Raw genomic sequence first — 26102 nt, forward strand, 5'->3', positions numbered from 1 at the left:
CGGGAATTGAAAACATAAAAAAGCCGCCCGAGGGCGGCTTTGATATTTCAGCTTGGCTTACATTGCCACTTCGGCAATTTCTACCGCAGCAATACGGGCACCTTCTTCCGCACCTTTCTGGAATTCTTCGATTTGATCGAAGTTCATGTAGCGGTAGATTTCCGCAGACATGCTGTCCAGATTCTGAGCGAATTCCATGTACTCGGCTGGAGTAGGCAGCTTGCCAATGATCGCGCCAACCGCTGCCAGTTCGGCAGAAGTCAGGTAAACATTCGCGCCAGTACCCAGGCGGTTAGGGAAGTTACGGGTTGAAGTAGACAGTACGGTGGCGCCGTCGGCGACACGTGCTTGGTTACCCATACACAGTGAACAGCCTGGCATTTCCATACGTGCACCGGCAGCGCCGAACACGTTGTAGTAGCCTTCTTCCATCAGTGTGTGCTGGTCCATTTTGGTTGGCGGAGACAACCACAGACGTGTAGACAGAGAACCTTTGTGTGCGTCCAGCAGTTTACCGGCGGCGCGGAAGTGACCGATATTGGTCATGCAGCTACCGATAAACACTTCGTCTACCTTGTCGCCAGCAACTTCAGACAGCAGCTTGGCATCGTCTGGATCGTTCGGGCAGCAAACTACAGGCTCTTTCAGCGCGTCCAGGTCGATTTCGATAACCGCAGCGTATTCGGCATCGGCATCGGCAGCCAGCAGGCTTGGGTTAGCCAGCCACTCTTCCATTTTGCTCGCGCGGCGTTCCAGCGTACGTGGGTCGCCGTAACCTTCGCTCACCATCCAGCGCAGCAGGGTGATGTTTGAACGCAGGTATTCAGAGATTTCCGCAACACCTTGCTTGATAGTACAGCCAGCTGCTGAGCGCTCTGCAGAAGCGTCAGATAGTTCAAACGCTTGCTCAACGGTCAGACCTTCCAGACCTTCAATCTCGAGAATACGGCCAGAGAAGATGTTTTTCTTGCCTTTTTTCTCAACTGTCAGATGACCGTCTTTGATCGCTTGGTAAGGAATGGCGTGTACCAGATCGCGCAGGGTAATGCCGGGCTGCATTTTGCCTTTGAAGCGAACCAGTACAGATTCAGGCATATCCAGTGGCATTACGCCGGTCGCAGCAGCAAAAGCCACCAGACCAGAACCTGCAGGGAAAGAAATACCCATTGGGAAACGGGTGTGCGAGTCACCGCCGGTACCAACAGTATCTGGCAGCAGCATACGGTTCAGCCAGCTGTGAATGATGCCGTCACCGGGGCGCAGAGAAACACCGCCGCGGGTCATGATGAAGTCGGGCAGGGTGTGCTGGGTGTCGATATCAACAGGCTTGGGATAGGCCGCAGTGTGGCAGAAAGACTGCATGGTCAGGTCGGCAGAGAAGCCAAGGCAAGCCAGATCTTTCAGTTCGTCGCGGGTCATTGGGCCAGTGGTGTCCTGTGAACCCACAGTCGTCATTTTGGGTTCGCAGTAAGTGCCGGGGCGAATACCTTGACCTTCTGCTAGGCCACAAGCGCGACCCACCATTTTCTGCGCCAAGGTGAAGCCTTTGCCAGTGTCTTCTGGCTGGGCAGGTACGCGGAACAGCTCGGAAGTTGGCAGGCCCAGAGATTCGCGAGCCTTGGCCGTCAGGCCGCGACCGATGATCAGGTTGATACGGCCACCGGCGCGAACTTCATCCAACAATACGTCAGATTTCAGTTCAAAGGTGCTAACGGTTTCGCCAGTTTCAACGTTTTTGATCACGCCGTCGTAAGGGCGAATTTCGATCACATCGCCCATGTTCATGCTGTCGACATCGGCTTCAAATACTAGCGCGCCAGCATCTTCCATGGTGTTGTAGAAGATAGGAGCGACTTTACCGCCGATACATACACCACCGCCGCGCTTATTAGGCACGCCGTCAATGTCTTCGCCGAAGAACCACAGTACAGAGTTGGTGGCAGATTTACGTGAAGAACCGGTACCCACAACGTCACCAACTAGGGCGATGGGGTGGCCTTTCTTTTGCAGCTCTTCGATTTGCTTCAGCGGTCCAATTTTGCCTTGCTCGTCTGGAGTAATACCGTCGCGAGCCATTTTGTACATCGCCAGTGCGTGCAGTGGGATGTCTGGGCGAGACCATGCGTCAGGCGCAGGAGACAGGTCATCGGTATTGGTTTCGCCGGTGACTTTAAATACGGTTTTAACAATGCTTTCAGGCACATCGGCGCGGTCGGTGAACCACTCGCCATCGGCCCAGCTTTGAATGACCGCTTTAGCGTGTTCGTTGCCCGCTTTGGCTTTTTCTTCTACATCGTGGAAAGCATCAAACATCAGCAGGGTGTGCTTCAGCTCTTCAGCGGCCAAGGCTGCCAGTGCACTGTCGTCCAACAGGTCGACCAGAGTGGCAATGTTATAGCCGCCGTGCATATTGCCCAGCAGTTTTACGGCTTCTTCTTTGCTGATCAGCGGGCTGCTGGCTTCGCCTTTAACAATGGCTGACAGGAATCCGGCCTTCACATAGGCGGCTTCATCTACGCCAGGTGGGACGCGGGTTGAAATCAGCTCAACCAGAGTGGCTTCTTCGCCCGCTGGTGGATTTTTCAACAGTTCAATCAGGCCGGCTACCTGCTCGGCGTTGAGCGGCTTGGGTACCACACCCTCCGCAGCGCGTTCTTCGACGTGTTTGCGATATGCTTCTAGCACTTTAGACTCCTTTTGGTGGTTTCAATACCCGAAAGCCACCGGGATCGCCGGTAGTCGGGGCTATCGATGCCCATCATCGATCTGAAATAAGGGGCTGAAGTATACGCTAAAAGGGCGGGGGCGTTAAGTTTGGACTTTAGTCCAATAGGCTCAAAAATTAACGGTGTTTTTTCTGGTCGATGTCGGCTTGCCGGATGGGCGGGCCTGTCATACCCTTGCTGCTTTCTCGCCTACCGATGGAGTGTGTTTTGTCCTCAGCTCAACCCCGTGTTCTGACTCCCTGTATTGGCGTTTGCTCTACCGGGATTGGCGATGATGTGTGCCGGGGCTGCAAGCGTTTCTGCCATGAGGTGATTCACTGGAACAGCTATAGCGAGGAACAGAAACAGCTTATTGATCAGCGCCTAGATGGCTTTTTGGTGCAAGTGATGGCAGATAAATTGGTGATTGATAATCCCGATTTACTGGAGTGGCAGTTGCAGATTCAGCGGGTGCGTTATCGCAATCACAAAGATCCGTATATCTGGCTATTCCAATTGCTTAAAGCCGGTGCTGGGCAAATTGGTGAAACCCGGCAGTATGGTTTTACGGTGCGTAAACCTTGGCGAGAGCTGTCACTTCACGCTCTGCGTGAGTTGATTGACCAAGAGTTTTACCGCCTCTCTAAAGCCCATTATCAGCGCTATATTGGCATGTACCTGCCGGAGAAAGGCTAAGGGCTCTCAGCCGCAGGCTTTGTTATACTGCGCGCCTTTTGATTTAGCCGGTACTGCTTTCATGTCCACCGATATCAGCGAAATTCTCGATTTTTTGCCCTGTGCCACGCCCGATGCCTGGATTGAGGCCGCGCTTGCGCATCCTGAAGATATGCTGATTGATCACGCTAATTGCGAGAAAAAAGCCGCCGGCACCGCACTGAATTTGATGTTCCGCTACGTGGATAAAATTGATCTGCTCAACAAAATGTCGCGTTTGGCGCGGGAAGAGTTGCGGCATTTCGAGCAAGTTTTGAAAATCATGAAAACCCGCGGCATTGAGTATCGGCAAATCAGCTCGGCCCGCTACGCCAATGGTCTGCGTTCTTTGGCGCGCAGCAGTGACCCCGGTCGGCTGGTTGATGTGTTGATTATCGGCGCCATTATCGAAGCCCGTTCCTGCGAGCGTTTTGCCGCCTTGGCGCCACATTTAGACGAAGAACTTGCCGAGTTTTATCGCTCTCTGCTGAAGTCTGAATCACGTCACTACCAAGACTATTTGAAGCTGGCGCGTAGCTATGCGAATGAGCCGATTGAGGAGCGCGTTGCGCTGTTTCTGGCCAAAGAGCAGGAGCTTATTCAACAGCCTGATGAGGCGTTCCGCTTTCACAGTGGCCCACTTCGCGCTGCCTAGATGGGTAGCCCGAGGTGCTGAGTTTCTTCTTTCAAAATAGCGCGCTTGCTATTGCCGCTGTCTGGTTGATAGCTCTGTGCTTTGATCAGCTTTTTGGCGAGCCTGTGCGCGGCCATCCTCTGGTTATCTTTGGTCGTTGTGCAAACGCGGTAGAGGCGCGGCTCAATCGTGGTCGAGACGGTTTTCTTCTGGGGAATTTTCTTCTTGGCTGTTTTCTCCGGGGACTGCTGGCCGTATTGATTCTTTTACTGCCGGTGGCTTTGCTTGTGGGGTTGCAGTATTGGCTATACCCCGAACTGCCTCGCGCTATCACTTTATTACTCGATGCGAGCGTGCTGTATTTGGCGATTGGTTGGCGCAGCATGGCCGAGCATATCGATGCCGTAATTGAGGCCTTGGCAAATCAGCAGCTCCCTAAAGCCAGAGGTTTGGCGAATCGTATTGTCAGTCGCGATCTTCAGCAGGCATCGGAGTCTGAATTAGCCACCGCCATGGTGGAAAGCAGTCTTGAAAACAGCGGTGACGCCTTGTTTGCCTCTTTGTTCTGGTATGCGCTTGCCGGCGCGCCGGGCGTAGTCTTGCATCGCTTGGTGAATACCTTGGATGCGATGTGGGGCTATCGCAATGAGCGCTATGAATATTTCGGCAAAGCGGCGGCGAGACTTGATGATCTACTGGCGTTTTTGCCCAGCCAATTACTGTCATTGAGTTTTGTTTTGCTAGGTGATAAGCGCCGTGTTTTACGTTGTTGGTGGTCCCAGGGCTGGCGCTGGAAAAGCATTAATGCCGGGTCGGTGATGGCCAGTGGCGCGGCGGCGTTAGGTCTGCAGTTAGGCGGCCCAGCGTGTTATCAGGGGCGCTATATTAATCGGCCTCATTTAGGTGAGGGTGTTCGCCGTGCTGCACAAATCGGTGATTTGGCCCTCGTATTCGCCTTGGTGAAGCGCGTTGTGCTGTTGTGGTTTGTCGTATTGCTGTTTGTTGCTCTGTTTACGTGGCTGTTAGGGAATTATTGATGAATCGCCCAGAACATGGCGGCGATGTTCGCAAGTTGCAACAGCAATTCAATTTACCTGCTGATGCGGTGTGGGACTTGTCGACCGGGGTGAGTCCTTTTGCCTACCCCTTGCCGGCAATGCCCATCAGCGAGCTGCAACAGATGCCGTATCCCAAGCCGGAATTGCAAGCCATTGCCGCTAGCTATTATGGGGTCAGCGAAGATCAACTGCTGGCTGCGCCTGGCTCGCAAGCGATCATCCAGATATTGCCGCGATTGCGTCCTCGCTCGCGGGTGTTATTGCCGGCGATTGGTTATGAAGAGCATCGTTATTGTTGGCAGCGTGCAGGTCATGAGTTGCACTTTTATCACGATACGCAGCAGATAGAGGCGCTGCTAGCGACGCAGCCGATTGATGTGCTGGTTGTCATTCATCCCAATAATCCCACCGCAGAATATTGCTGCCATGAATCGATAAAAACTTGGCGCAATAGTATGGCGGAGGATAGCTGGCTGATTGTGGATGAGGCATTTATTGATGCTGAGCCCGAGCGCTCGGTCAGTAATTTATTGCCTATGGCAGGGCTGATTATTTTGCGTTCCGTGGGAAAGTTCTTCGGCTTGCCGGGGCTGCGTCTTGGTTTTGCTTTAGCGGATCGCAAATTGCTCAATGAACTCAAAGACGAGCTTGGCCCTTGGCCTATATGTGCTTTGGCGCAATGGGCTGGGGTGCAATTGCTGGCAGATTTCGCGTGGCATAGTGAAGCGCGAAATCGCTTGCTGGTGGCAAGCCAACAACTTTGTACAGAGCTGAAAATCGCATTACCTGAACTTGATTGGGTGAGACAAACGCCGTTTTTCTGTTCAACCATGCTCGCGATTGATCACGCCTTGGAAATCCAACATGCGATGGCTCAGCAAGGGGTATTGGTGAGAGTGTACCGAACGGATGGGCAAGCGTGTTTACGCGTTGGTTTGCCGCCGTTGGGCCGACGGCTAAGCGACTTGTATCGGCTAGTTTCGAGTAGTATCGGCTTGTAACGAATGGCATCGAGTGGCATCGAACTGAAGCAGCGCTTTTCTTAGATTGTTATAGCACTAGAGCTAAAATTCAGGGCAGTGAGCCGGTTTCCATCAAGTGTCTGGCAACATCGGCAATGCCGCGCTTTTGATGCTTGGCATTTTTCGCTAGCAGATCTCGGGCTTGTGTATCCGCCAGGCCATATTTTTCCATAATAAATTTGATGGCGCTGTGCAAATCCCGCTGCTGGGCCAGCACCGGACGCATACTGGCAACTTCGCGGGCGAGTTTGTCACGGCTTATCAGTTGGCTAATCACCACATCCGTTAGCGCCTGTAATAGCGATACCGCAACACTGTCTACGGCGTACAAACTCAGCCCGGTTTCCGCTGCGAGGCGGTTAATACTTTCTGAATTGCGACCAAGAGAAATTACCGTGCGCGCGTGATTGCGGTCTAGTTGAGCGAGATGCTCGAGGGTGTCGCGGGCAGTGGAGCTGGTGTCGATTAAAATAATTTCAGGGCGCTGCTGTTCAATCAGTGGATAGAGTGAATCTTGCTGGCCGTTAAAGCTGACCAGATCGAGCCCCGCCGTGCTCAGTGCGTCTTGCAGCTTGCTGATTTTCTCTTCGCTGATGCCTATTAATAGCAGTTTCATTGACCACCGCCTGCCAGTCGCTCGCTATTGGCTAAGGTGAGTGCGGGGATGTTGGCGGTGGATAAATTCTGATTTTTTAAATAGGGGATGATGCCACCCACCGGAATAATTTCTCCGGTGAGAAAACGGTTGGCGCCGAGTTGTTGAGACTGCGGCATCAGCATTTTTTCGTCGATATTACCTTCGCTCTTGCGATCAATGCGCGGTGAATCCATGCCCAGCGATTCCGCCGCCTGGCGATAGAGGGCGGGTTTGTAGACCTGATTAATCACCTGCTCGATATTGATGGTCTCTTTAAGCTGACCCCAGCGGTACATTTGCGAGACGATCCATTCCGGGTGACTGAGCCAGGGGAAGTTGGCGGAGTAGCGATGAAATACGTGGAAGTCATCGAGGTTTTCCGCCGGCTTGTCCCAATGTTTTAAGCAGTGGCCGGTCATGGATAGAGCTACGGTTTCTTCTGGCAAGGCAATATAAGCGGCTTGGCTGATTAAGCGCGCCGCCGCTTGGCGATTTTGGGATTGATCCAGCCAGGCACAGGCTTTTAGTAAGGCGCGCAATATTGCCTGATGGGTATTTGGGTTTTGTTCGGCCCACTGCTCGGTAACCGCAAAGACTTTTTCTGGGCTGTTATTCCAAAGCTGATATTTATTGGCAACCACATGGCCCAGTTGCTGTTGCACGGCCAGCGTATTCCACGGCTCACCCACACAGAAACCCTGAATATTGCCCTCGCGCATGGCTTCCACCATTTTTGGCGGGGGAATGACCACCAGCTCAATATCTTCATCGGGGTGGATGCCGCCAGCGGCGAGCCAGTAACGCAGCTCAAAGCTTTGGGTAGAGCAGGGGTACACAATGCCGAAGCGCAGCTTTTGACGATGATTGCGCCGGCCTTGGTCGACCACGGATTTGAGGGTTTGGGTGGCAATCAGTGGGTTGCTTTCGACTCTGGGGTCAATGTCATACATTTCCTGATACAGGGCGTTGTTCAGGGTGATGGCATTGCCGTTTAGATCGAGCACTAAGGCGCTGATGAAATCTAATTGCGGGCCGCAAACACCAAGCCGTGAGGCCAGTGGCATAGACGCCAGCATTTGTGCGCCATCGAGTAAGCCAAGACCGACCTTGTCGCGAATCGCGGCCCAAGAGGTTTCTCGGCTAAGGCTGACGTTCAGGCCTTCGGCTTCAAAGTAGCCGCGTTCCTTGGCAATAACCAGCGGGGCGCAATCGGTAAGAGGAATAAAGCCAAACTGTAGTGTGGTTTGTTCCAGTGCCTGCAGGGGCTGACTCATTTGTTATTTGTCCTGATTTTTATTAGACGGGCGTTTCGTCCCGTCAGTACTGCCATATAAATGGTGCGTCGTGTTACTTCAGGATAAGCAATAAGTAGGCCAGTTACTGTTTTAGCAGGTAGCTGGCCATCAGAATGCGGTTCTAACCGCCAACCACCTGCTTTAATTCAGGGGGCTTTTTTACAGGAGCGCCTTGCGCGTTTTCTGGTGCACTTTGCTGCCCCTTGTTGGTCATGGGAACATCGGGTTTTGCCTGTTTTTGGTGCAAGAAGGTGAGTACTTCGGCGCGGTAGTGGTTGTATTCCGGGCTGTCGGCCAGCACTAGGCGGTCTCGCGGGCGCGGCAGGTCGATGTGCAGAACTTCGCCAATCGTTGCTGCCGGGCCGTTGCTCATCATCACAATACGGTCGGAGAGTAATACCGCCTCATCGACATCGTGGGTGATCAGGATCACGGTATTATTCAGTTCCGCCTGAATCTCCATCAGTGAATCTTGCAGGTGGGCGCGGGTGAGGGCATCCAAGGCGCCAAAGGGTTCATCCATTAGCAGAACTTTAGGTTCCATAGCCAAGGCGCGGGCAATGCCCACGCGCTGTTTCATACCGCCGGAAATCTCCGCCGGGTATTTATGCAGCGCATGAGACATATGCACCAGTTGCAGATTGTGCTCCACCCACTGCTTAATTTCGGCGCGGGATTTTTTGCCTTTGAAAATCTGTTTCACGGCAATTTCGACGTTTTCATAAACCGTCAGCCAAGGGAAAAGAGAGTGATTTTGGAAAACCACGGCGCGGTCGGGGCCGGGCTGATTCACTTCCTTTCCTTCTAGAATAATGGCGCCTTCAGTGGCTTGGTGTAAGCCGGCGACAATATTCAGCACGGTAGATTTACCGCAACCTGAGTGGCCGATCAGGGAAATAAATTCGCCCCGCTCAATTTTTAAATTGACCTTATCCAGCGCTTTAAACGGGCCATTTTTGGTGGGGAATTCCATGCTGACATGGGAAATATCCAGATAGTTAGCCATGGTTCTCTCCTAGTGTTGTTGTTCGCCGTCATGGGCGACCATTTTTTGCAGACTGAGCATTACCGTGTCGAGCACAAAGCCGATAAAGCCGATGGTGACAACAGCAAACATAATGCGGGCCAATGATTCCGAACTGCCGTTTTGGAATTCATCCCAGACAAATTTTCCAAGGCCGGGGTTTTGCGCCAGCATTTCAGCGGCAATCAGCACCATCCAGCCGATGCCCAAGGAAATACGCAGGCCGGTAAAAATGGCGGGTAGGGAGGCCGGTACCGCAATTTTGCGGACTTGGGTAAACCAGTTCAGTTGAATAACCCGGCCGACATTGATTAGGTCTTTGTCGATATTGGCGACACCCATTGCGGTATTGATCAGGGTAGGCCACATACAGCACAGGGTGACGGTGATGGCGGAGTTGAGGAATGATTTTGGAAACAGCGGATCTTCACTCACATACACCGCGCTCACCACCATGGTGACCAATGGCAACCAGGCCAGTGGGGAGACTGGCTTGAGCACCTGTACGATTGGTGCAATCGCGGTGTTGAGTAGCGGGCTAAGGCCACAGGCAACGCCAAGCGGAATGGCAATCACTGAGGCAAAGATAAAGCCGGTGAATACGGTTTTCAGGCTGGTAAAAATCTGATCAACGTAGGTTGGTGCACCGGTGAACGGGCGAATTTTTACTTCGGCATCGGGATTGGCGGCCAGTTTTTTCGCATTGCGATCTTCTTGGCGCTGGTAAAACGCGGTTTCTTTTTCGCGCGAAGCTTGGTGATCCTGCCACAGGCTTTGGCCTGCTGCGTAGACGGCGGCCGGGCCGGGGAACTTGCCGAGGCTGGTGTCAATTTGAGCCGCCGCGGTCGACCAGAACGCCAGAAACATCAAGATGGCCGCCAAGGGTAGGCCAATTCGACGGGCGATTTCCTGGGCTTGTTCGCGTGGATTTTCTCCCATGGCGAGGCGCACTACCGGCGTTAGCCATGAAAAGCCCGCTAGATTCATGTAGCGAATGGTGTGGTGCATAAATGATTGAGCTTGGGACTGCATGAAAAATCTCCTTGGGCGAGTGCCGCTGCCGGGGCGTGGTTTTGATGCGCTCGGCAGCGGCTTCGCGCGATTACATCAGCTTGTCTGAGGGTTTCAGACCGATAGGGAATTTGCCGAGGTATTCGTTGGGTTTGGTGCCGTCGTAAGTAATGCCGTCGATAAATTCTTTTTGCGGCGGCTTGAAGCCGGTTTCGGTGGCAAAATTGGGGAAGTCGCTGGCCTTCATTTTGCCTTCGGCAATCAACTCTTTGGCCGCCAGTGCATAGATGTCTGGGCGGTAGACTTTCTTGGCAATGTCCATATACCAGCTATCTGGCTGGTGCTCAGGAATTTGTCCCCAGCGGCGCATTTGGGTCAGATACCAAATTGCATCGGAGTAGTAAGGGTAGGTCGCGTTGTGGCGGAAGAACACGTTGAAGTCAGGCACTTCGCGTTTGTCGCCAGACTCGTACTCAAAGGTGCCGGTCATGGAGTTGGCAATTACCTTGTAGTCGGCGCCGACATAGTTGGGTTGCGACAGGATTTTCACGGCCGCGGGGCGGTTGGCATTGTTGTTGGCATCCAGCCATTGGGCGGCGCGAATCATGGCTTTCACTACTGCAATATGGGTTTGCGGATATTTATCTGCCCATTCTTTGCTTACGCCAAAGACTTTTTCTGGGTTGTCTTTCCAAATTTCATAGTCGGTGATAACGGGAACACCAATGCCTTTGAATACGGCTTGTTGGTTCCATGGCTCGCCTACGCAGTAGCCGTAGATGGTGCCGGCTTCCATGGTGGCGGGCATTTGCGGTGGCGGGGTTACTGAGAGCAGGGCATCGGCGTTAATGGTGCCGCTGATATCGCCCTTTAGTGGCGCGTAAAAACCGGGGTTGATGCCGCCCGCCGCCAGCCAGTAGCGCAGCTCATAGTTGTGCGTTGACACCGGGAATACCATGCCCATTTTGAACGGCTTGCCCTCGGCTTTATACGAATCAACGACGGGTTTTAGGTAGTCGGCTTTGATCGGGTGCACGGGTTTGCCATCGGCTTGCTTGGGAACGTGCTTTTTCATTTCGTTCCACACGGCGTTAGAAACGGTAATGCCGTTGCCGTTCAAATCCATGCTGAAAGCGGTGATGATATGGGCTTGGGTACCAAAACCAATGGTGGCACCAAGGGGTTGTCCCGCCAGCATATGGGCGCCATCTAGTTCACCGGTGATGACCCGGTCCAGCAATACTTTCCAGTTGGCCTGTGCTTCCAGAGTGACATACAGGCCTTCTTCTTCGAAGTAGCCGTTTTCATAGGCAATGGCCAGTGGGGCCATATCAGTTAGTTTGATAAAGCCGAATTTCAGGTCTTCCTTTTCGGGTGTGGCGGCCAGTGTCAGGCTGCCTGCCGAAAGGGTGAGCGCGCCTAGGGCGCATTTAAACAGCGTGCTGAACTTGCCAGCTTTTCCTGTTTGTGAGTTGCGGGACATGTTCTCTCTCCAAAAAAGTAAGGGTGGTGCCCGCTGGGGTTTGATCAGAACCCGAAGGGCTTGCCACAGTGCCTAATGGCGTTATCGCGTTTTTGGTGAACGTTCGGAGAGGATTAATGCAGCGCCTGTGCCAATAAGTTAAAAATCAATAAAAACAATTAGATATGCAATAAACCTAGAATAAGATTCATAAAAATGGGCGCATAATGGTGCGCATTACTGGCGTTGGGCTTGGGCGGGGTGCGCACAAGTAGTGCAGATTTGGGGCGTGTTGTTATTGCTGGTGGCGGGTAAAGGGGGGCAAAAAGTTAGGCAACCGGCCACGTTTCAAGGCTGAGATTGTCCTTATTGCTGCGCAGAAAAATGGCGGAATTTTCCCAGTCGCCCAAGACAATCCGCTCGGCGGGAAGGGTGCTTTCTTTTATAAGGTGGCGTGCTGGGCGGTGGGTGTGGCCGTGGATCATAAGAGCGGCGGAAGCCTCGTTAATTACGCGCAGCACTTCGCCGGAATTCACATCCATAATATCTTGAGCTTTATTGCTATTGGCTTCTTTACTGGCCATGCGCAGATGCTGGGCTAGCGCCCGACGCTCATCCAGAGGTTTGCTTAGCACATCTTGCTGCCACGCGGCTGAGCGCAGCATTTTGCGGAACTGCATATATTCCACATCGTCGATGCACAGGCTGTCGCCGTGTAGAAGCAGGGTTTTAACGCCATTTAGCTCGATGGTGCTTGGGTCGTTGAGCAGGGTCATACCGCAACTGCGGCAAAATGCTTCACTGAGGAGGAAATCCCGGTTGCCGTGCATAAAGAAAACGGCGGTGGGCGCGCCGCTTTCCGGCTGGCTTAGTGAGCGCAGTGCGCTGCGAATGGTTTCAATCAATTCGCTGCTGTCGTCGTCACCAATCCAGCTTTCGAAAAAATCGCCGAGGATATACAGCTCGTCGGCGGAGCGTGCCTGTTCATCAATAAAACGTAAAAACGCCCGAGTAATGTCCGGGCGCGAGGGATCTAAGTGCAGATCAGAGATGAACAGGCGATGCATCAGTCTTCCCAAGTCGCAGATTCGATTACCACATCATCTGCAGGAACATCTTGGTGACCGGCTTTGCTGGTGGTGCGAACGGCTTTGATTTGCTCAACGACGTCCATGCCCTCGGTCACTTTGCCGAATACCGCATAGCCCCAGCCCTGCATGTTTTTGCCGCTGTGGTTGAGGAAATCGTTGTCTTTAACGTTGATAAAAAACTGGGCGCTGGCGGAATGTGGGTCCATGGTGCGGGCCATTGCCAGCGTGCCAACGGTGTTTTTTAGGCCGTTGTCCGCTTCGTTTTCAATGGGGTCGCGGGTCGCTTTTTGCTTCATGCCGGGTTCAAAACCGCCGCCCTGAATCATAAAACCGTTGATGACACGGTGAAAAATAGTGCCGTCGTAATGGCCGTCGATAACGTATTGTTTGAAATTCTCGGCGCTTTTTGGCGCGTTCTCAAAGTCCAGTTCGATTTTGATATCGCCAAAATTTGTTTTGAATATAACCATTTGCTGCGGTTCTCGCTTATCTGACAAAAATAAAGCCGCTATAATAGCGTCCTTTTGAACCGGACGCGAAGTCCGGTTTTTTCTCTTTAGAATGTCGATTGGAAAACTGCATGAGCAAACCGGAATCCCACGTAACCAATTTCGTGCGCGATGTGATTGAAGCCGATATTGCGGCGGGCAAACTTACCTCCGAGCAGGTGGTCACCCGTTTCCCTCCTGAACCTAATGGCTACCTGCATGTTGGGCACGCCAAATCTATTTGTTTGAATTTCGGTCTGGCTCAGTCCTTTGGTGGCCAGTGTAATCTGCGTTTTGACGACACCAATCCCGGCAAGGAAGATCAGGAATACGTCGACGCGATTATGGAAGATGTGCGCTGGCTGGGTTTTCAGTGGGCGGGCGAGGTGCGTTATGCCTCAGATTATTTCGATCAGTTTTACGCTTGGGCGCAGGAGCTTATCGGCAAAGGTTTGGCCTATGTCTGTGATCTGAGTCCGGAGCAGGCCAGTGAATATCGCGGTTGGGCGACCCAGCCGGGCAAGCCGAGCCCGTTTCGTGAGCGCAGCGCTGAGGAAAACCTCGACCTGCTGGAGCGCATGAAAAACGGCGAGTTTGACGAGGGCAGCCGAGTGCTGCGTGCCAAAATTGATATGGCCTCGCCGAATATGAATCTGCGCGATCCCATTCTTTACCGTATCCGCAAGCAGTCTCACCACCAGACTGGCGACAAATGGTGCATTTATCCGAGCTATGATTTTTCTCATGGTCAGGAAGATGCGCTGGAAGGGGTAACGCACTCTATTTGTACCCTGGAGTTTGCCGATCACCGTCCGCTGTATGAGTGGTTTCTTGAGAATTTGTCAGTGCCCGCTAAACCGCGCCAATATGAGTTTGGTCGTTTGAATCTGGACTACACCGTGACCAGCAAGCGCAAACTCAAACGTTTGGTCGATGAAAATCATGTGGCGGGCTGGGATGATCCGCGTATGCCAACCATTCACGGTATGCGCCGCCGGGGTTTCAGCGCCCGCGCCATTCGCAATTTCTGCGGTTCACTGCCGGTGGCAAAATCCGACGGTGTGGTTAGCATTGCTCAGTTTGAATCCGCCGTGCGAGACGATTTGGATAAACACGCACCGCGCGCAATGGCGGTACTGAATCCGCTCAAGCTGGTGATTGAAAATTACGCTGAAGGCAAGCAGGAAAATCTGAAAGCCGCTAATCACCCCAAGGAAGATATGGGGGAGCGCGAGCTACCATTTACCCGTGAAATCTATATTGATGCCAGCGACTTTAATGAAGACAGCAGTCTGTCGCGCAAGAAGTTCAAGCGCTTGGTGCTGGGTGATTATGTGCGTCTGCGTGGTGCCTATGTGATTAAAGCAAACCGCGTGGAGCACAACGCGGCGGGCGAGCCGACGACGGTGTTTTGTGAGTTGGTAGAAAATACCGTAGGTGAAGATCCACCGGAAGGGATCAAACCGCGCGGCGTTATTCACTGGGTATCGGCTAGCGCCGGTGTTAAAGCCACAATTCGGGTTTACGATCGCCTGTTTTTAAATGCTTCGCCAGATAAAGGCGAAGAGGATTTTCTGACGCATATTAATCCCGATGCTTTAAAGATTTTGGATAACTGCTGGATTGAACCGTCGCTTGCGACTGCGGCGCCCGAGGCGAGTTTCCAGTTCGAGCGCGAGGGTTATTTTGTGGCGGATCGTTTCGATCACAGTGCGTCCGCACCGGTATTTAATATGACGATTGGCCTGCGCGATAGCTGGTCAGACAAGGTTTAACTATGTCTTTAACGCTTTACAACACGCGCCTGCGTCGCAAAGAGGTTTTTCAGCCATTAAATCCCGAGCGGGTCACCATGTATGTTTGTGGCCCCACCGTGTACAACTTTATTCATATTGGCAATGCGCGGCCGGCGGTGGTGTTTGACACGCTGTACCGGGTATTGAAAACCCTATATCCAGAAGTGGTCTATGCCCGCAATATCACCGATATTGACGACAAGATCATGAAGGCGGCGAAGGATAATAATGAATCCATCGCCGATGTGGCCGAGCGTTTCACGCAGGCCTATTTGGAAGATATGGTGTCGCTGAATACCCTCAGCCCAGACATGACCCCAAAGGCGACAGAAAATCTTGAGCCGATGCAGTCGATGATTGCCACCTTGATTGAACGTGGCCATGCCTACGAGGCGGAAGGTCATGTGTTGTTTGCGGTTCAGTCCATGCCGGATTACGGCAAGCTGTCTAATCGCTCGCTGGAAGATATGCTCGACGGCGCGCGAGTGGAAGTTGCGCCCTATAAAAAATACGCCGGCGATTTTGTGCTGTGGAAACCCTCTGCAGAAGATGAGCCGGGTTGGGATAGCCCTTGGGGTTATGGGCGTCCCGGTTGGCACCTTGAATGCTCGGCGATGATCAAAGCCCATTTGGGCGATCGCATTGATATTCACGGCGGTGGCCGCGATTTGATTTTTCCTCACCATGAAAACGAGCGTGCGCAAAGTTGTTGCAGCCAGCATGGCGAGGGCGAGTTTGTGCAGTACTGGATGCATAATGGCTACCTGAATATCGATGGCGAGAAAATGTCGAAATCCCTCGGCAACTTCCGCACGGTCCGCGACCTGTTGGGGCAATATAAGGGCGAAGTACTGCGCTTTGCGCTGCTGTCCGCGCAGTATCGTTCTGAGCTGGATTTCTCCCGCGAGTTATTGGCGCAGGCCAAGGCAAGCCTTGATTCGCTCTATACCTCATTAAAAGAGGTTGATGGCGTTGTAGCAGAAGCGCCACAGAATTTAAGCGACGCGCCTTTTTATCAAGCTCTGCTGGATGATTTGAATACGCCGATTGCCATTGCTGAACTTCACCAATTGGCCAAGGCCTTGAACAAGGCTGCTGATGAAGAAAAACCGCGCCTCAAAGGTTTATTGCTTAAAGCCGGTGAGCTGATGGGCTTTTTGCAAGAGTCACCCGAACAGTGGTTTAAACAAGGTGTGGGCGAGCAGGGGATTAGTGCCGAGGAGGTTGAGGCCTTGATTGCCGAACGCGTTCAGGCAAAAAAAGATCGCAATTTCGCCCGCGCGGATGAGATTCGTGAATCTTTGAAAGCGCAGGGTGTGGTGTTGGAAGATAGCCGCGAAGGCACTAGCTGGCGCCGGGAATAAATCCTATCCGGCTGCGGTCTTCTGCCGCAGCCTTTTCTGAGAGCATAAACATGAAAGCAAAGGTTTTGACTGTGGTTTTGGCAGGGCTGCTTGGTGCGTGTTCAATGCCGATGATGCAGATTGATGCATCGTTTGCGCAGGTGGCGGAGTATTACCTCGTCACCGGGCGGCAGGGTTTAATGCTCAAGCAGCAAATTCGTTTTGCCGATGTAGAAACCAGCAAGATTGATCGCGATTGGAATTCGACCACTACCGTTGAAGTGCTTGGCGTAAGCAGCCAAAAGCGCCGCACCGGTTATCGCTTTAGTGTGCTGCAAAATGGGGAAAACACTGCGCGGGTTGACTGCAGCAGTGGCGGCGATATGTCTCAGGTGGATGTCAGCAGCGTTTTTGGCAAAAACACCAGCATGGTGTTAGATGCGGTCGATTTTCTGCAGTGCTCACTGCTGAAGTGGGGCGAAACCAAAAACTGGCAGTTGGATTTGATCCAGTCCTATGACGGTAAAGAAATGCGTGGTGTTTTGCGCCCAGCGGTGTATAGCAATGCGCCCGCACCCTATGAAATTCTTGGCGTTAGCGAGATCGAAGGTTTTGATTGGGCGCTGGGCGAGCAGGTCGGCTTTGAAGTGTTTAAGCAGGGCCGCCAATTAATGGCCGTTCAACTCATGGGTAATGGCGCGGTGTGGTTGGCGCCGGATCTTAACGCTGATGAACGCCGCTTTATGACCAGTCTTGCCTTGGCAATGTTGGCCTATCAAAAAGTCGAATAACGGCGATTTTTAGCTGGTTTTTCCTATCTGAAAGCCCCAGCGGCCTATGATATAGGCTGTTAGGGCGCCCAGCGCATTGGCAACTAAATCCATTGCAGAGGCTTGTCGTCCCGGACTGAGTTCTTGCAGCAATTCACCGGCTGCACCAAAGGCCACAATCAACCAAAAACCGCGCCATAAAGCTCTTCTTGTTGTGCTTAGGGGCAGGGTTAGCAACATAAAATTCATATACGCCGCAAAATGCAGGGCTTTGTCCCAAACATTCACCGTGGGAACTTCTTGCGCAGGCAGTAGTGTGGCGTAGCCAAGAATGGCGGCGTAAATCACTAAAGCAATCAGTGTCAGCTTTTGAAAAAGAGTCAATGAAGCGAAAGATTGCAGGGCACCGCGCATTATTGCTTGGCCTTATAGTCGTCAGGAATGAGAGCGTTTAAGCGCTGTTCGGCATCAGCTACCAGCGTATCCATCTCTGCTTCGGGATCATTCAGCGGAAACAATTCTGCTTTAAAACGCACGGTTGAAAACGGCAGCGGTATCTTGAATTTGTCCCAGGTTGACTCAATTCGCCAGCCTTTATATTCCGCGCGCAGCAGGTAGATAGGTAGGCCAGTTTTGCGAGCCAGCAGTAGGGCGCCGGGCTTCATTTCATGGCGCGGGCCGCGTGAGCCATCCACGGTAAAGGCAATATCTTTTCCGGCGCGAGCGGCGCGCAGAAGTTGAAAGAAAGCATCTTTACCGCCCTTGCTGGGTGAGCCGAGAGCGACTTCGTAACCGTAGCGCTCCATAACATTGGCAATGGCCCAGCCAAAATGATTTTGCGAGGCGATGCTGGCAAAGTTGTCGGCTTTACCCGGCTGGTAGTAATACACCAGTGGCAGTAGTTCATCATGAAATATCGCCATGACGCAGGGGTGCTGTAGTTCGGGTATATCCCGATAGCGCAGCGTGCGCATACTGGCGAACATTAGTCGCAAAATGCCGCTCAATAATTGGCGAGCAACTTTTTGGGCCGGGCCAATTTTTTTAATTTTTTTTGCCATTGTTTTAAAAGCGCGGGTTTTAGGCTAGGGCTTTTTCGCCGGATTCGACGCTCTGGAAAATCAGCGTGTTTATGGTCATGGGGCCAACGCCACCGGGAACCGGGGTGAGGGCGCTAGCTCGATCACTCAATGGGCCTAGTTCAATATCACCTACGCCGCCGGGGTGGTAGCCGGCATCGACAACCACAGCGCCATCTTTAACCCATTCCGCTTTGATGAATTCGGGTTTGCCAACCGCGCCGACCAGAATGTCGGCTTGTTTGATCAATGCAGGTAAGTTCTGGGTGCGGGAATGGCAGATGGTTACCGTCGCATTGGCTTCCAGCAGCATCATTGCCATGGGCTTGCCCAAAATCGCGCTGCGGCCTACAACCACGGCGTGTTTACCTTCGATGTCGATTTGGTAGTGTTCCAGCAGGCGCATAATGCCTTTTGGCGTGGCACAGCCGTAGGCTTCTTCGCCCATCGCCATACGACCAAAACCAAGGCAGGTTACACCATCGACATCTTTAGCAAGGGCGATGGCATCGAAGCAGGCACGTTCGTCAATTTGCTCAGGCACGGGATGTTGCAACAGGATGCCGTGCACATCGGGGTTGTTGTTCAGCTCGTCAATTTTGGCCAGTAGCTGCTCGGTCGTGGTGGCACCGGGCATTTCAACTGCCATGGATTCCATGCCAACGCGACGGCAGGCATTGCCTTTCATTTTTACGTAAGTAGCAGAAGCGGGATCATCACCCACCAAAATGGTGGCAAGAATTGGGGTTTGTCCACCGGACTTTTCCTTTAGGGCGTCGACGCGCTTTTGCAGTTGTTCTTCCCAGCTTGCCGCCAGTGCTTTGCCGTCAAGGATCGTTGCGCCCATGGTGTTGTCTCCCGTAAAAGCCTGTATTTTCAGTGTCATAAGTTCGCGGGCGCTATTGTCGCATGGCCAAAATAAGCAAACCACTAACAAATGAAAGAATTTTTACAAAAGCGATTGACGAGGCAGGAGCTGCTGCGTATCATGCGCAGCTCCTGTAGCGGGGCAATAGGTAAACGTATTCGGGGTATAGCGCAGTCTGGTAGCGCGCCTGCTTTGGGAGCAGGATGTCGGGAGTTCGAATCTCTCTACCCCGACCAACTTCGTTTACCTATTCTGGCGGTAGTGCGCCCGTAGCTCAGCTGGATAGAGCAACGGCCTTCTAAGCCGTCGGTCACAGGTTCGAATCCTGTCGGGCGTGCCATTTATACAGGAAACCCTCCGCAATGGTGGCCGTAGCTCAGTTGGTAGAGTCCAGGATTGTGATTCCTGTTGTCGCGGGTTCGAGCCCCGTCGGCCACCCCATTATTTAAACTTCCCCTATTAAAATCTAAATTCGGCCAATTGCTGGCGGTTTTCTTTTGTTCTTTATATTCTGCCGTTGCGTATACACTTTGGCATGCATTCGTTTGGAATAAGCATTGGATTTGGCTTGGTGGAGTAGGGGATATGAAAATTAAAAGTGGATTGAGTTTGTTTGCACCCATTGTGTTTGGGTTTGGTCTTTCCTTGCCCGTGAGTTCGGTCATTGCTGAAACCGCCACGGCGCTCACCGTTTATAAAAGCCCTAGCTGTGGTTGCTGCGGCAAGTGGATTGAACATCTTGAGCAGAATGGCTTTAGTTCGTCGATCGAGCATCCTCTGGATTTACAGAGCGTGAAGCAGAAATACCAAATTTCATCGTCACTGGCGTCCTGCCATACGGGGGTGTCTGAGGCGGGTTTTGTTTTTGAGGGGCATGTTCCGGCGCGGTATATCCAACAGTTTTTGGATAACCCGCCAAAAGATGCGCTGGGATTGACGGTGCCGGGAATGCCAATGGGAAGTCCGGGCATGGAAATGGGTGCGCGCTTTACGCCTTATCAGGTTTTGCTATTAAAAGCCGACGGCACAACAGAAATCTTTGCCAATATTGAAACGCCGGCTCAGCAATACTGAGCGCGGTGTTTTGCGCTCTAGCGCAGGCAATCCAGATAGGCGCGGGTGGCCTTGTCCAAGCCTAATTCTATGGCGTCCACGGTAAAGGCGTGGCCGATAGAGACTTCTAATAAATTGGTGACGGCGTCTTTGAAGTGTTTGAGATTGTGCAGGTTTAAATCGTGACCGGCATTCAGGCCAAGCCCGCATTCTGCTGCCGTTTCGCTGGCGAGAATATATTTCGCTAGTTCGGTTTCCTGCTCACTACCACCAAAGCATTCGGCGTAAGGGCCGGTATAGAGTTCAATGCGATCCGCACCAACGGCTTTAGCTAGGCGAATTTGCTCGGGATCGGGGTCCATAAACAGGCTGCTGCGCACGCCTAATTTTCTTAACTCATCCAATACCGGTTTCAGTTTGTCGCCATCCCGGCGCAGGTCGAAGCCGTGATCGGATGTGAGCTGGCTATTAGTGTCTGGCACTAGGGTGCACTGGGCCGGCCGGGTTTGACGAACAATCTCCATAAAACCGGGATAGTCGCTAACGCCTTTGCGATCGCTTTTCATCGGCGCGGCAAAAGGATTGCCCTCGATATTAAATTCCACTTCCAGCATTGCCGCTAACTCATAACAGTCATCGGCGCGAATATGGCGTTGATCGGGGCGCGGATGCACGGTAATACCGTGGGCGCCGGCAGCGATACAGCGCGCGGCGTGATCGGTGACGCTGGGATAGTCGGTGTCGCGGGAGTTGCGAATCAGGGCGATTTTATTGAGATTAATGCTGAGTGCAGTCACTTGGCGGGCTCGTCGATACTGACGCTATTAATAGTGATGGGCTCGAGCGGTACATCATCAAACATGGCGATTTGACCTGTTTTGCTCAAAGAAATATCGCGGGCGACATTTTGTCCCTCGATCACCTTGCCGAAAACCGCATAGCCGGGATTGCCCGCACGGGCGTCTAGGCTGAGATTCATGCGTAAATTGATAAAGAATTGGGCGCGGGCACTATTTGGATCATCGGTGCGGGCCATGGCAACCGTCCAGCGCTCATTATTCATTTTGGCGGTCTTGGCTTCGTTGATAATTGAGTCGCCAGTCGGCTTTTCGAACAGGTCTTTGTCAAAGCCGCCACCTTGGATCACAAAGCGTTTGATCACTCGGTGAAATATGGTGCCGTTGTAGTGGCCGCTGCGCGCATAATTTAGAAAGTTTGCCACTGTTACTGGCGCGCGCTCTGGGTACAGCTCAATGCGAATATCCCCCTTGCTGGTATGCAGGGTGACGGTCGGATGAGCGGTTGTTTCTGATGAGGCGGCTTCTGCGGAGGAGGTTTCAGAAAGGGCAGTGCCGCTAAACAGAAGCAATAGCGCTAAGCTCAGTGCGCGGTGAAACATCATAATATTAGGCCCAGTCAGAACGTTTTTTGGGCATGACCCGTGGCACGATCAGGGTGATTAACACACCGATAATGACCGCGAAGGCGCCATTGAGGAAATACTCGTTTTCTTGGTTTTCACGCAGGCGAACATTGTCGGTTTGTAGTACGTCGACTTCGCTAGTCAGTTCTTGATTTTGTTCCAACAGGCGGCGGTTATCCGAATCCAGTTTCAAGGAGTTGGCAGAGATGCGTTTAATTTTTTCCAGCTCTTCGGAAAGGCGGGCGTTTTCTTCTTTCAGGCTGGAGATAAGGGCGCTGTTTTCGGAATTGGATTGGCTAGTGTCGCCCAGCTCTTCGCGCAGTTGTTGATTGCTGGTTTGCAGGCGTTCTAATTTGGCCGTGGCAGCCTCAAGTTGGTTGCGGGCACCGGGTTGATTGCTGAGATACTGGCTGGGAAGCCAGCCCTCTAAACCGCTGCGGGTTTTGACCCGGCTAAATCCGTTGTCTTCATCGGTTTCAATTAATTCAAGCTGGGTGCCGCTGGGCAGACCTCGATGAACAATGCGGTATTTGGTGCCAGCGCCAACGCGCAGGGGAACATGGATTTGATCGGTGATAAAGCGAGTTTCACTGCTTTGTGCCTGTGCGCTGCCGGCCAATGGAAATAGGGGTAGGCAAAGAGCTAGATAAAAATAACGCCAGGATGTCAGTCTGTTCACGGAGGTACCTATTACCCAAAAATGTGTGGGTTTTCCAATAACGAATGGGCCGGCTGCTATGGATGTAGGCGCCGGCCCGGATTGTGTTTGTGATCTTGAGATTAAGAAGACCACCTAAGCTATTAAAAATTCAGAATAATGCACAATAATTTTCTGTGCAATTCCAGATGTGCTTAGCAGTGATTAGGGTAGCACTTTCTTGAAAGGTTTCACGGTGACCTGTTGGTAAACGCCACCTTCAATATAGGGGTCGGCATCGGCCCATTGCTGAGCTGCGTGCAGAGAGTCGAATTCGGCAACGACCAAGCTGCCGGTAAATCCGGCTTCGCCGGGGTTGTCGCTGTCAATCGCTGGGTGTGGGCCTGCCAGAATCAAGCGGCCTTCGTCGCGCAATTGCTCCAGTCTGGCGATATGAGCAGGACGGGCGGCAAGGCGCTTTTCTAGGCTGTTTTCAATATCCTGGCTGATGATGGCGTAGAGCATGATTAGGCTTTCTCGTCGTGATGAATGTGAAAAATATCGTCTAATTCAAGATGGGTCAGACTTTTGATTTGGTGAATCAGATAATAGAGCACGCCCATCATTACCAGTGTGCAGGGCAGTGCAATCACTGGAAAACTCAAACCAGTCATACGCCCAAGTTCGGCACTGTATTCCGGTGTGCCGGGCGGGCTAACCAGCAGATATTTGGCCAGTCCGTAATTTAGCGCGGAGGACAGAAAAAATGATCCAGCCAGCATTTGGGTGGCGTTTTTTAACGCGCGCTCAAATTGCGGGTGACATTGATGTTGGTCTAGCGCGGCATCGACTTTTGCGACGTCCACGATATTTTCGTTGAACAGAAAAGTGCGGATCAGCGGGAAGGGTGTGTAGATCGAAATCAGTGTTGCCAAGCCAATCAGTCCGGGAATGGCCGCTTCTTTTATCGCAATGTATTTGGGGTCCAACTCCAGCAAGCTAATACCGCCGGTCAGTAATACGCTAATAAAACCTAAGATAGAAAAGAAATTCGCTTTGCGGGTTTTGATGTAATCCCACAGTCCAAAACAGATCGGGAACAGTAGTGCCAGCACGATGCTGCCCTGCGGGCCGAGCCGGTCGTCGGCGCTGAGTTTGGTCAAGATCAGGGTGGGAATAACAATATTGAACAGCAGATTGAAGATGGGGCTATGGCCCTGTTTGCCAGTGCGATTGTTCGCACCCTGGGGAGCTTGTGTTGACATGGGGTTCCGTAAAACAGCGATCGGTGCAAAAGTGGCATCACTATAACGATTTTACCCCGTTACCACTACGGTAATTTCCCTTTGCAGAGACAGAGCGCGATATACTGTGAGCCTGTTTCTGCTAATTGCGGTATTTGGAGTTATTTTGCTGGTTGATCTGCACTGTCATACCACCGCCTCAGATGGCAGCTTGAGCCCCGCCGAGTTGGTCGCTCGCGCCTATGAGCGCGGTGTGCGGCTATTGTCGATTACCGACCACGACACCTTGGGTGCTTATGATGCACTTGAGTTTGCTGAGCAATATCCGGATTTAAACATTATTCCCGGTGTAGAGTTTTCCTGTAATTGGTCTGGGGTCAATGTCCATATTCTTGGTTTGGGTGTAGATATAGAGCATCCCGCCTTAAAAGCCGCTGTTGCCGAGCAGGTGGAAGCCCGGACAGAGCGTGGGCGCGAAATTGCTCGCCGATTGGCCAAAAAAGGCATGCCCGGTGCCCATGAGGCGGTATTGGAAATGGCCAAGGGAAGAGCAGTAGGTCGCCCGGATTTTGCGCGCTTTTTAGTTGAGAACAAGCACGTTAGCTCAATGAACGATGCCTTTGATCGCTATTTAGGGGCGGGCAAAATTGGCGATGTAAAAGCCATGTGGCCCGAGCTGGGCAAGGTCGTACATTGGATTGCTGAATCCGGTGGTCAGGCCGTGGTTGCCCACCCCATGCATTACAAAATGACCAATGCCAAGTTGCGCCGTATGTTGACGGAGTTTGTGGCCGCAGGCGGTGCCGGTATTGAGGTTTGCAATGGTCGCCAAGCGGAACAAGAGGTGAGCTATCTGCGGGAGTTGTGCCGCCATTTTGGTCTGCGCGCCTCTGTCGGCAGTGATTTTCATAATCCCAATAACTGGCTGGATCTGGGTTGCGAGCCTAATCTTGTCGGTAGTTGTGAACCGGTTTGGGCAAGGTGGTCGGCGGCCACCGCGCTCGGACTGTCATAAATTGAGACTGTCCTAAAGTTAAACACCATTCCATAACAACGAAGCGGTAGAGCGTGTGAGCCAATTTTTTCAGATTCATCCCGAAAATCCCCAGCAGCGTCTGATCAAACAGGCGGTGGAAATTATTCACAGCGGCGGGGTGATTGTGTATCCGACCGATTCGGGTTATGCCTTGGGCTGTCATTTGGGCGATAAAAACGCGCTGGAGCGTATCCGTCAAATTCGGCGCTTGGATGAAAAGCACAATTTCACGCTGGTTTGTCGTGATCTTTCCGAGTTGGGCAAATACGCTCGTGTTGATAACACCGCCTTTCGTTTGCTGAAAAGCCATTTGCCGGGGCCGTTTACCTTTATTCTTAAAGCCAGCCCGGAAGTGCCAAAGCGGTTGCACCACCCCAAGCGTCGCAGCATCGGCCTGCGTGTGCCCGATAATGTCATTTGTCAGGATTTATTGGCGGCACTGGGAGAACCGATTATGAGCGTGAGCTTGATTCTTCCCGGCGATACGCTGCCGATGACCGATCCTTACGATATTCGCGATACCCTCGCTAAGCAGGTTGATCTGGTTATTGATGGCGGCTACTGCGGTATGGAGCCGACTACAGTGGTGGATTTGGTCGACGATGTGCCGGTTGTTTTGCGTCAGGGCCTCGGAGACATCAGTGAAATTACCGCAGCGCTGTGATGCGGGCTCGCTTCACCGTATAATCGCGCCTTTGGTCTGAAATCCTGAGTACTGTGGTGCACGACGACTCCCAAGTTTCCAGTGACGAGCCTACGCCGGTAGCGGTGGAGGCGACGTCTCTTTTGGCGGCGACACCGGCTCCTGAGCCGATTGAAATTGTTAGCCTGCAAGCCCTTCGGCAACAGCCCCAGCAGGGGGAAATGCCGTTTGCGGTCGTGCAAGGTAAACCGCTGACCGAATTGCCCAAGGATCTTTATATTCCGCCCGAAGCACTGGAAGTGTTTCTCGAGGCGTTTGAAGGGCCGTTGGATTTATTGCTGTATCTGATCAAACGCCAGAATCTCGATATTCTGGAAATTAACGTTGCCCAGATCACCGAGCAATACATGCAGTACGTCAATATGATGAGCGCCATGCAATTTGAGCTGGCCTCGGAATATTTGTTGATGGCAGCGATGTTGGCGGAAATTAAGTCCCGCATGTTATTGCCGCGATCCTCGGAAGAGCTGGAAGACGAAGAAGACCCCAGAGCGCAATTAATCCGGCGCTTACAGGAATACGAACGCTTTAAGCAGGCGGCGGAGAACCTCGATCAACTGCCGCGTATGGGTCGTGAGAATTACACCGCCGATGCGGCGCCGCCGGTAATGGACAAGGCGCGGGCCGAACCCGATGTAGATTTACGCGAGCTGTTATTGGTGTTGGGAGATGTACTGCGCCGTGCAGACCTTTATACCAGCCACCAAGTGGAGCGCGAAAAACTATCTACCCGCGAGCGTATGTCTGAGGTATTGGCTAAATTGCGCAGCGACAGCTTTGTGCCCTTCGTTACCCTGTTTCGGGTAGAAGAGGGGCGGCTTGGCGTGGTGGTGACCTTTTTGGCCGTGATGGAGCTGATAAAAGAATCGCTGGTGGAAATTGTGCAGGCCGAGGCGTTTGCCCCCATTCATGTTAAAGCCCGCGCCGGTGCCACCATGAGTGATATTCCAGCAGTCGATGGCGACGAAGCACCTGCAAATACTGAATACGAGTCCCAATCTTGAGCCGG

27 protein-coding genes and 3 tRNA genes are annotated in these 26102 nt (G+C 52.5%); 14 read left to right on the plus strand and 16 right to left on the minus strand.

Annotated elements, in window-relative coordinates; genetic code table 11:
- Positions 1 to 57 precede the first annotated feature (57 nt).
- Complete coding sequence (acnB, locus tag IB286_RS08795; RefSeq protein ID WP_190764583.1) at positions 58 to 2685, minus strand: bifunctional aconitate hydratase 2/2-methylisocitrate dehydratase; 2628 nt, start codon at positions 2683 to 2685, stop codon at positions 58 to 60.
- A 248-nt stretch (positions 2686 to 2933) separates the two neighbouring features.
- Here acnB and IB286_RS08800 point away from each other — a divergent pair, with 248 nt between their 5' ends.
- The 4 genes from IB286_RS08800 (at position 2934) to cobD (ending at position 6112) form a co-directional block, all read left to right on the plus strand.
- On the plus strand, positions 2934 to 3401 hold the full coding sequence (locus IB286_RS08800) for a DUF1289 domain-containing protein (RefSeq protein WP_223826249.1): 468 nt from the start codon (positions 2934 to 2936) through the stop codon (positions 3399 to 3401).
- A 61-nt stretch (positions 3402 to 3462) separates the two neighbouring features.
- Positions 3463 to 4074 (plus strand): tRNA-(ms[2]io[6]A)-hydroxylase, encoded by a 612-nt coding sequence (gene miaE / locus IB286_RS08805; protein ID WP_190764585.1) that lies wholly within the window; start codon positions 3463 to 3465, stop codon positions 4072 to 4074.
- Positions 4075 to 4088: 14 nt separating this feature from the next.
- A complete protein-coding gene (gene cbiB, locus IB286_RS08810; protein ID WP_190764588.1) occupies positions 4089 to 5090 on the plus strand; it encodes an adenosylcobinamide-phosphate synthase CbiB in 1002 nt (333 codons plus the stop codon).
- Positions 5090 to 6112, plus strand: coding sequence for a threonine-phosphate decarboxylase CobD (gene cobD, locus IB286_RS08815; RefSeq protein ID WP_190764590.1), 1023 nt, complete (start codon positions 5090 to 5092; stop codon positions 6110 to 6112). Before cbiB ends, cobD begins: the two co-directional genes overlap by 1 nt.
- Positions 6113 to 6182: 70 nt before the next feature.
- Here the strand turns inward: cobD and IB286_RS08820 are convergent, their stop codons facing one another.
- From IB286_RS08820 to IB286_RS08850, 7 genes are all read right to left on the minus strand, one after another.
- On the minus strand, positions 6183 to 6749 hold the full coding sequence (locus tag IB286_RS08820; protein WP_190764592.1) for an ANTAR domain-containing response regulator: 567 nt from the start codon (positions 6747 to 6749) through the stop codon (positions 6183 to 6185).
- Positions 6746 to 8044: a CmpA/NrtA family ABC transporter substrate-binding protein gene (locus IB286_RS08825; protein WP_190764594.1), complete on the minus strand. Its 1299-nt coding sequence runs from the start codon at positions 8042 to 8044 to the stop codon at positions 6746 to 6748. The genes IB286_RS08820 and IB286_RS08825 overlap by 4 nt, the downstream gene beginning before the upstream one ends.
- 142 nt (positions 8045 to 8186) lie before the next feature.
- Positions 8187 to 9071: an ABC transporter ATP-binding protein gene (locus tag IB286_RS08830; protein WP_190764596.1), complete on the minus strand. Its 885-nt coding sequence runs from the start codon at positions 9069 to 9071 to the stop codon at positions 8187 to 8189.
- Between the two features lie 9 nt (positions 9072 to 9080).
- Entirely contained in the window at positions 9081 to 10097 is a 1017-nt protein-coding gene (locus IB286_RS08835) for an ABC transporter permease (protein ID WP_190764949.1), read from the minus strand.
- Between the two features lie 94 nt (positions 10098 to 10191).
- Positions 10192 to 11583 (minus strand): CmpA/NrtA family ABC transporter substrate-binding protein, encoded by a 1392-nt coding sequence (locus IB286_RS08840; RefSeq protein ID WP_190764598.1) that lies wholly within the window; start codon positions 11581 to 11583, stop codon positions 10192 to 10194.
- Between the two features lie 308 nt (positions 11584 to 11891).
- Positions 11892 to 12629 carry a UDP-2,3-diacylglucosamine diphosphatase gene (locus IB286_RS08845; RefSeq protein WP_190764600.1) on the minus strand — a complete coding sequence of 246 codons (738 nt, stop codon included), beginning with the start codon at positions 12627 to 12629 and terminating at the stop codon, positions 11892 to 11894.
- The gene (locus IB286_RS08850; protein ID WP_190764602.1) at positions 12629 to 13123 is read right to left on the minus strand and encodes a peptidylprolyl isomerase; all 495 of its coding nucleotides are present in this window, start codon (positions 13121 to 13123) and stop codon (positions 12629 to 12631) included. Before IB286_RS08850 ends, IB286_RS08845 begins: the two co-directional genes overlap by 1 nt.
- Before the next feature lie 110 nt (positions 13124 to 13233).
- Here IB286_RS08850 and IB286_RS08855 point away from each other — a divergent pair, with 110 nt between their 5' ends.
- From IB286_RS08855 to IB286_RS08865, 3 genes are read left to right on the plus strand one after another with little or no spacing between them, the layout of a single operon-like run.
- Positions 13234 to 14916 (plus strand): glutamine--tRNA ligase/YqeY domain fusion protein, encoded by a 1683-nt coding sequence (locus tag IB286_RS08855; protein ID WP_190764604.1) that lies wholly within the window; start codon positions 13234 to 13236, stop codon positions 14914 to 14916.
- A 2-nt stretch (positions 14917 to 14918) separates the two neighbouring features.
- Positions 14919 to 16301, plus strand: a complete 1383-nt coding sequence (gene cysS, locus IB286_RS08860) for a cysteine--tRNA ligase (protein WP_190764606.1) — start codon at positions 14919 to 14921, stop codon at positions 16299 to 16301.
- 50 nt (positions 16302 to 16351) lie between these two features.
- Complete coding sequence (locus tag IB286_RS08865; RefSeq protein ID WP_190764609.1) at positions 16352 to 17071, plus strand: hypothetical protein; 720 nt, start codon at positions 16352 to 16354, stop codon at positions 17069 to 17071.
- Positions 17072 to 17080: 9 nt separating this feature from the next.
- On the opposite strand, the gene IB286_RS08870 is transcribed toward IB286_RS08865, so the two are convergent.
- From IB286_RS08870 to folD, 3 genes are read right to left on the minus strand one after another with little or no spacing between them, the layout of a single operon-like run.
- Complete coding sequence (locus IB286_RS08870) at positions 17081 to 17464, minus strand: VanZ family protein (protein ID WP_190764611.1); 384 nt, start codon at positions 17462 to 17464, stop codon at positions 17081 to 17083.
- Entirely contained in the window at positions 17464 to 18111 is a 648-nt protein-coding gene (locus tag IB286_RS08875) for a lysophospholipid acyltransferase family protein (protein ID WP_190764613.1), read from the minus strand. Before IB286_RS08875 ends, IB286_RS08870 begins: the two co-directional genes overlap by 1 nt.
- Before the next feature lie 19 nt (positions 18112 to 18130).
- Complete coding sequence (gene folD / locus IB286_RS08880; protein ID WP_190764615.1) at positions 18131 to 18976, minus strand: bifunctional methylenetetrahydrofolate dehydrogenase/methenyltetrahydrofolate cyclohydrolase FolD; 846 nt, start codon at positions 18974 to 18976, stop codon at positions 18131 to 18133.
- A 180-nt stretch (positions 18977 to 19156) separates the two neighbouring features.
- On the opposite strand from folD, the gene IB286_RS08885 reads away from it, so the two are divergent.
- The 4 genes from IB286_RS08885 (at position 19157) to IB286_RS08900 (ending at position 20071) form a co-directional block, all read left to right on the plus strand.
- Positions 19157 to 19233: transfer RNA gene (locus tag IB286_RS08885), tRNA-Pro, on the plus strand.
- 27 nt (positions 19234 to 19260) lie between these two features.
- Positions 19261 to 19337 (plus strand) — tRNA-Arg (locus tag IB286_RS08890).
- Between the two features lie 25 nt (positions 19338 to 19362).
- Positions 19363 to 19438: transfer RNA gene (locus tag IB286_RS08895), tRNA-His, on the plus strand.
- A 144-nt stretch (positions 19439 to 19582) separates the two neighbouring features.
- Positions 19583 to 20071: a DUF411 domain-containing protein gene (locus tag IB286_RS08900; RefSeq protein WP_190764617.1), complete on the plus strand. Its 489-nt coding sequence runs from the start codon at positions 19583 to 19585 to the stop codon at positions 20069 to 20071.
- Positions 20072 to 20088: 17 nt separating this feature from the next.
- Here the strand turns inward: IB286_RS08900 and IB286_RS08905 are convergent, their stop codons facing one another.
- From IB286_RS08905 to IB286_RS08925, 5 genes are all read right to left on the minus strand, one after another.
- Positions 20089 to 20847, minus strand: coding sequence for a pyridoxine 5'-phosphate synthase (locus IB286_RS08905; protein ID WP_190764619.1), 759 nt, complete (start codon positions 20845 to 20847; stop codon positions 20089 to 20091).
- A complete protein-coding gene (locus tag IB286_RS08910) occupies positions 20844 to 21452 on the minus strand; it encodes a peptidylprolyl isomerase (protein ID WP_190764621.1) in 609 nt (202 codons plus the stop codon). The genes IB286_RS08905 and IB286_RS08910 overlap by 4 nt, the downstream gene beginning before the upstream one ends.
- 4 nt (positions 21453 to 21456) lie before the next feature.
- Positions 21457 to 22152 (minus strand): TIGR04211 family SH3 domain-containing protein, encoded by a 696-nt coding sequence (locus IB286_RS08915; RefSeq protein ID WP_190764624.1) that lies wholly within the window; start codon positions 22150 to 22152, stop codon positions 21457 to 21459.
- 183 nt (positions 22153 to 22335) lie between these two features.
- Complete coding sequence (locus IB286_RS08920; RefSeq protein WP_190764626.1) at positions 22336 to 22635, minus strand: YciI family protein; 300 nt, start codon at positions 22633 to 22635, stop codon at positions 22336 to 22338.
- Positions 22636 to 22637: 2 nt separating this feature from the next.
- Positions 22638 to 23375 carry a VC0807 family protein gene (locus IB286_RS08925; RefSeq protein WP_190764629.1) on the minus strand — a complete coding sequence of 246 codons (738 nt, stop codon included), beginning with the start codon at positions 23373 to 23375 and terminating at the stop codon, positions 22638 to 22640.
- 106 nt (positions 23376 to 23481) lie between these two features.
- Here IB286_RS08925 and IB286_RS08930 point away from each other — a divergent pair, with 106 nt between their 5' ends.
- Genes IB286_RS08930 through IB286_RS08940 form a run of 3 tightly spaced genes read left to right on the plus strand, consistent with a single transcriptional unit; the run spans position 23482 to position 26097 of the window.
- Positions 23482 to 24369 (plus strand): PHP domain-containing protein, encoded by an 888-nt coding sequence (locus tag IB286_RS08930; RefSeq protein WP_317889734.1) that lies wholly within the window; start codon positions 23482 to 23484, stop codon positions 24367 to 24369.
- A 55-nt stretch (positions 24370 to 24424) separates the two neighbouring features.
- Complete coding sequence (locus IB286_RS08935) at positions 24425 to 25054, plus strand: L-threonylcarbamoyladenylate synthase (protein ID WP_190764631.1); 630 nt, start codon at positions 24425 to 24427, stop codon at positions 25052 to 25054.
- 56 nt (positions 25055 to 25110) lie between these two features.
- Positions 25111 to 26097, plus strand: coding sequence for a segregation and condensation protein A (locus IB286_RS08940; protein ID WP_398284911.1), 987 nt, complete (start codon positions 25111 to 25113; stop codon positions 26095 to 26097).
- Positions 26098 to 26102 lie beyond the last annotated feature (5 nt).

This window comes from Spongiibacter pelagi (assembly GCF_014705705.1).
GTDB classification, from domain to species: domain Bacteria; phylum Pseudomonadota; class Gammaproteobacteria; order Pseudomonadales; family Spongiibacteraceae; genus Spongiibacter; species Spongiibacter pelagi.

Bases quoted from the DNA above. Each gene is read 5' to 3' on its own strand.
- IB286_RS08865 (WP_190764609.1), top strand. From the start codon at position 16,352: ATGAAAGCAAAGGTTTTGACTGTGGTTTTGGCAGGGCTGCTTGGTGCG.
- IB286_RS08825 (WP_190764594.1), bottom strand. From the start codon at position 8,044: ATGAGTCAGCCCCTGCAGGCACTGGAACAAACCACACTACAGTTTGGC.
- IB286_RS08820 (WP_190764592.1), bottom strand. From the start codon at position 6,749: ATGAAACTGCTATTAATAGGCATCAGCGAAGAGAAAATCAGCAAGCTG.
- IB286_RS08870 (WP_190764611.1), bottom strand. From the start codon at position 17,464: ATGCGCGGTGCCCTGCAATCTTTCGCTTCATTGACTCTTTTTCAAAAG.
- IB286_RS08900 (WP_190764617.1), top strand. From the start codon at position 19,583: ATGAAAATTAAAAGTGGATTGAGTTTGTTTGCACCCATTGTGTTTGGG.
- IB286_RS08855 (WP_190764604.1), top strand. From the start codon at position 13,234: ATGAGCAAACCGGAATCCCACGTAACCAATTTCGTGCGCGATGTGATT.
- folD (WP_190764615.1), bottom strand. From the start codon at position 18,976: ATGGGCGCAACGATCCTTGACGGCAAAGCACTGGCGGCAAGCTGGGAA.
- miaE (WP_190764585.1), top strand. From the start codon at position 3,463: ATGTCCACCGATATCAGCGAAATTCTCGATTTTTTGCCCTGTGCCACG.
- IB286_RS08840 (WP_190764598.1), bottom strand. From the start codon at position 11,583: ATGTCCCGCAACTCACAAACAGGAAAAGCTGGCAAGTTCAGCACGCTG.
- cobD (WP_190764590.1), top strand. From the start codon at position 5,090: ATGAATCGCCCAGAACATGGCGGCGATGTTCGCAAGTTGCAACAGCAA.
- IB286_RS08910 (WP_190764621.1), bottom strand. From the start codon at position 21,452: ATGATGTTTCACCGCGCACTGAGCTTAGCGCTATTGCTTCTGTTTAGC.
- cysS (WP_190764606.1), top strand. From the start codon at position 14,919: ATGTCTTTAACGCTTTACAACACGCGCCTGCGTCGCAAAGAGGTTTTT.
- IB286_RS08835 (WP_190764949.1), bottom strand. From the start codon at position 10,097: ATGCACCACACCATTCGCTACATGAATCTAGCGGGCTTTTCATGGCTA.
- IB286_RS08845 (WP_190764600.1), bottom strand. From the start codon at position 12,629: ATGCATCGCCTGTTCATCTCTGATCTGCACTTAGATCCCTCGCGCCCG.
- IB286_RS08920 (WP_190764626.1), bottom strand. From the start codon at position 22,635: ATGCTCTACGCCATCATCAGCCAGGATATTGAAAACAGCCTAGAAAAG.
- IB286_RS08830 (WP_190764596.1), bottom strand. From the start codon at position 9,071: ATGGCTAACTATCTGGATATTTCCCATGTCAGCATGGAATTCCCCACC.
- IB286_RS08850 (WP_190764602.1), bottom strand. From the start codon at position 13,123: ATGGTTATATTCAAAACAAATTTTGGCGATATCAAAATCGAACTGGAC.
- IB286_RS08875 (WP_190764613.1), bottom strand. From the start codon at position 18,111: ATGGCAAAAAAAATTAAAAAAATTGGCCCGGCCCAAAAAGTTGCTCGC.
- IB286_RS08925 (WP_190764629.1), bottom strand. From the start codon at position 23,375: ATGTCAACACAAGCTCCCCAGGGTGCGAACAATCGCACTGGCAAACAG.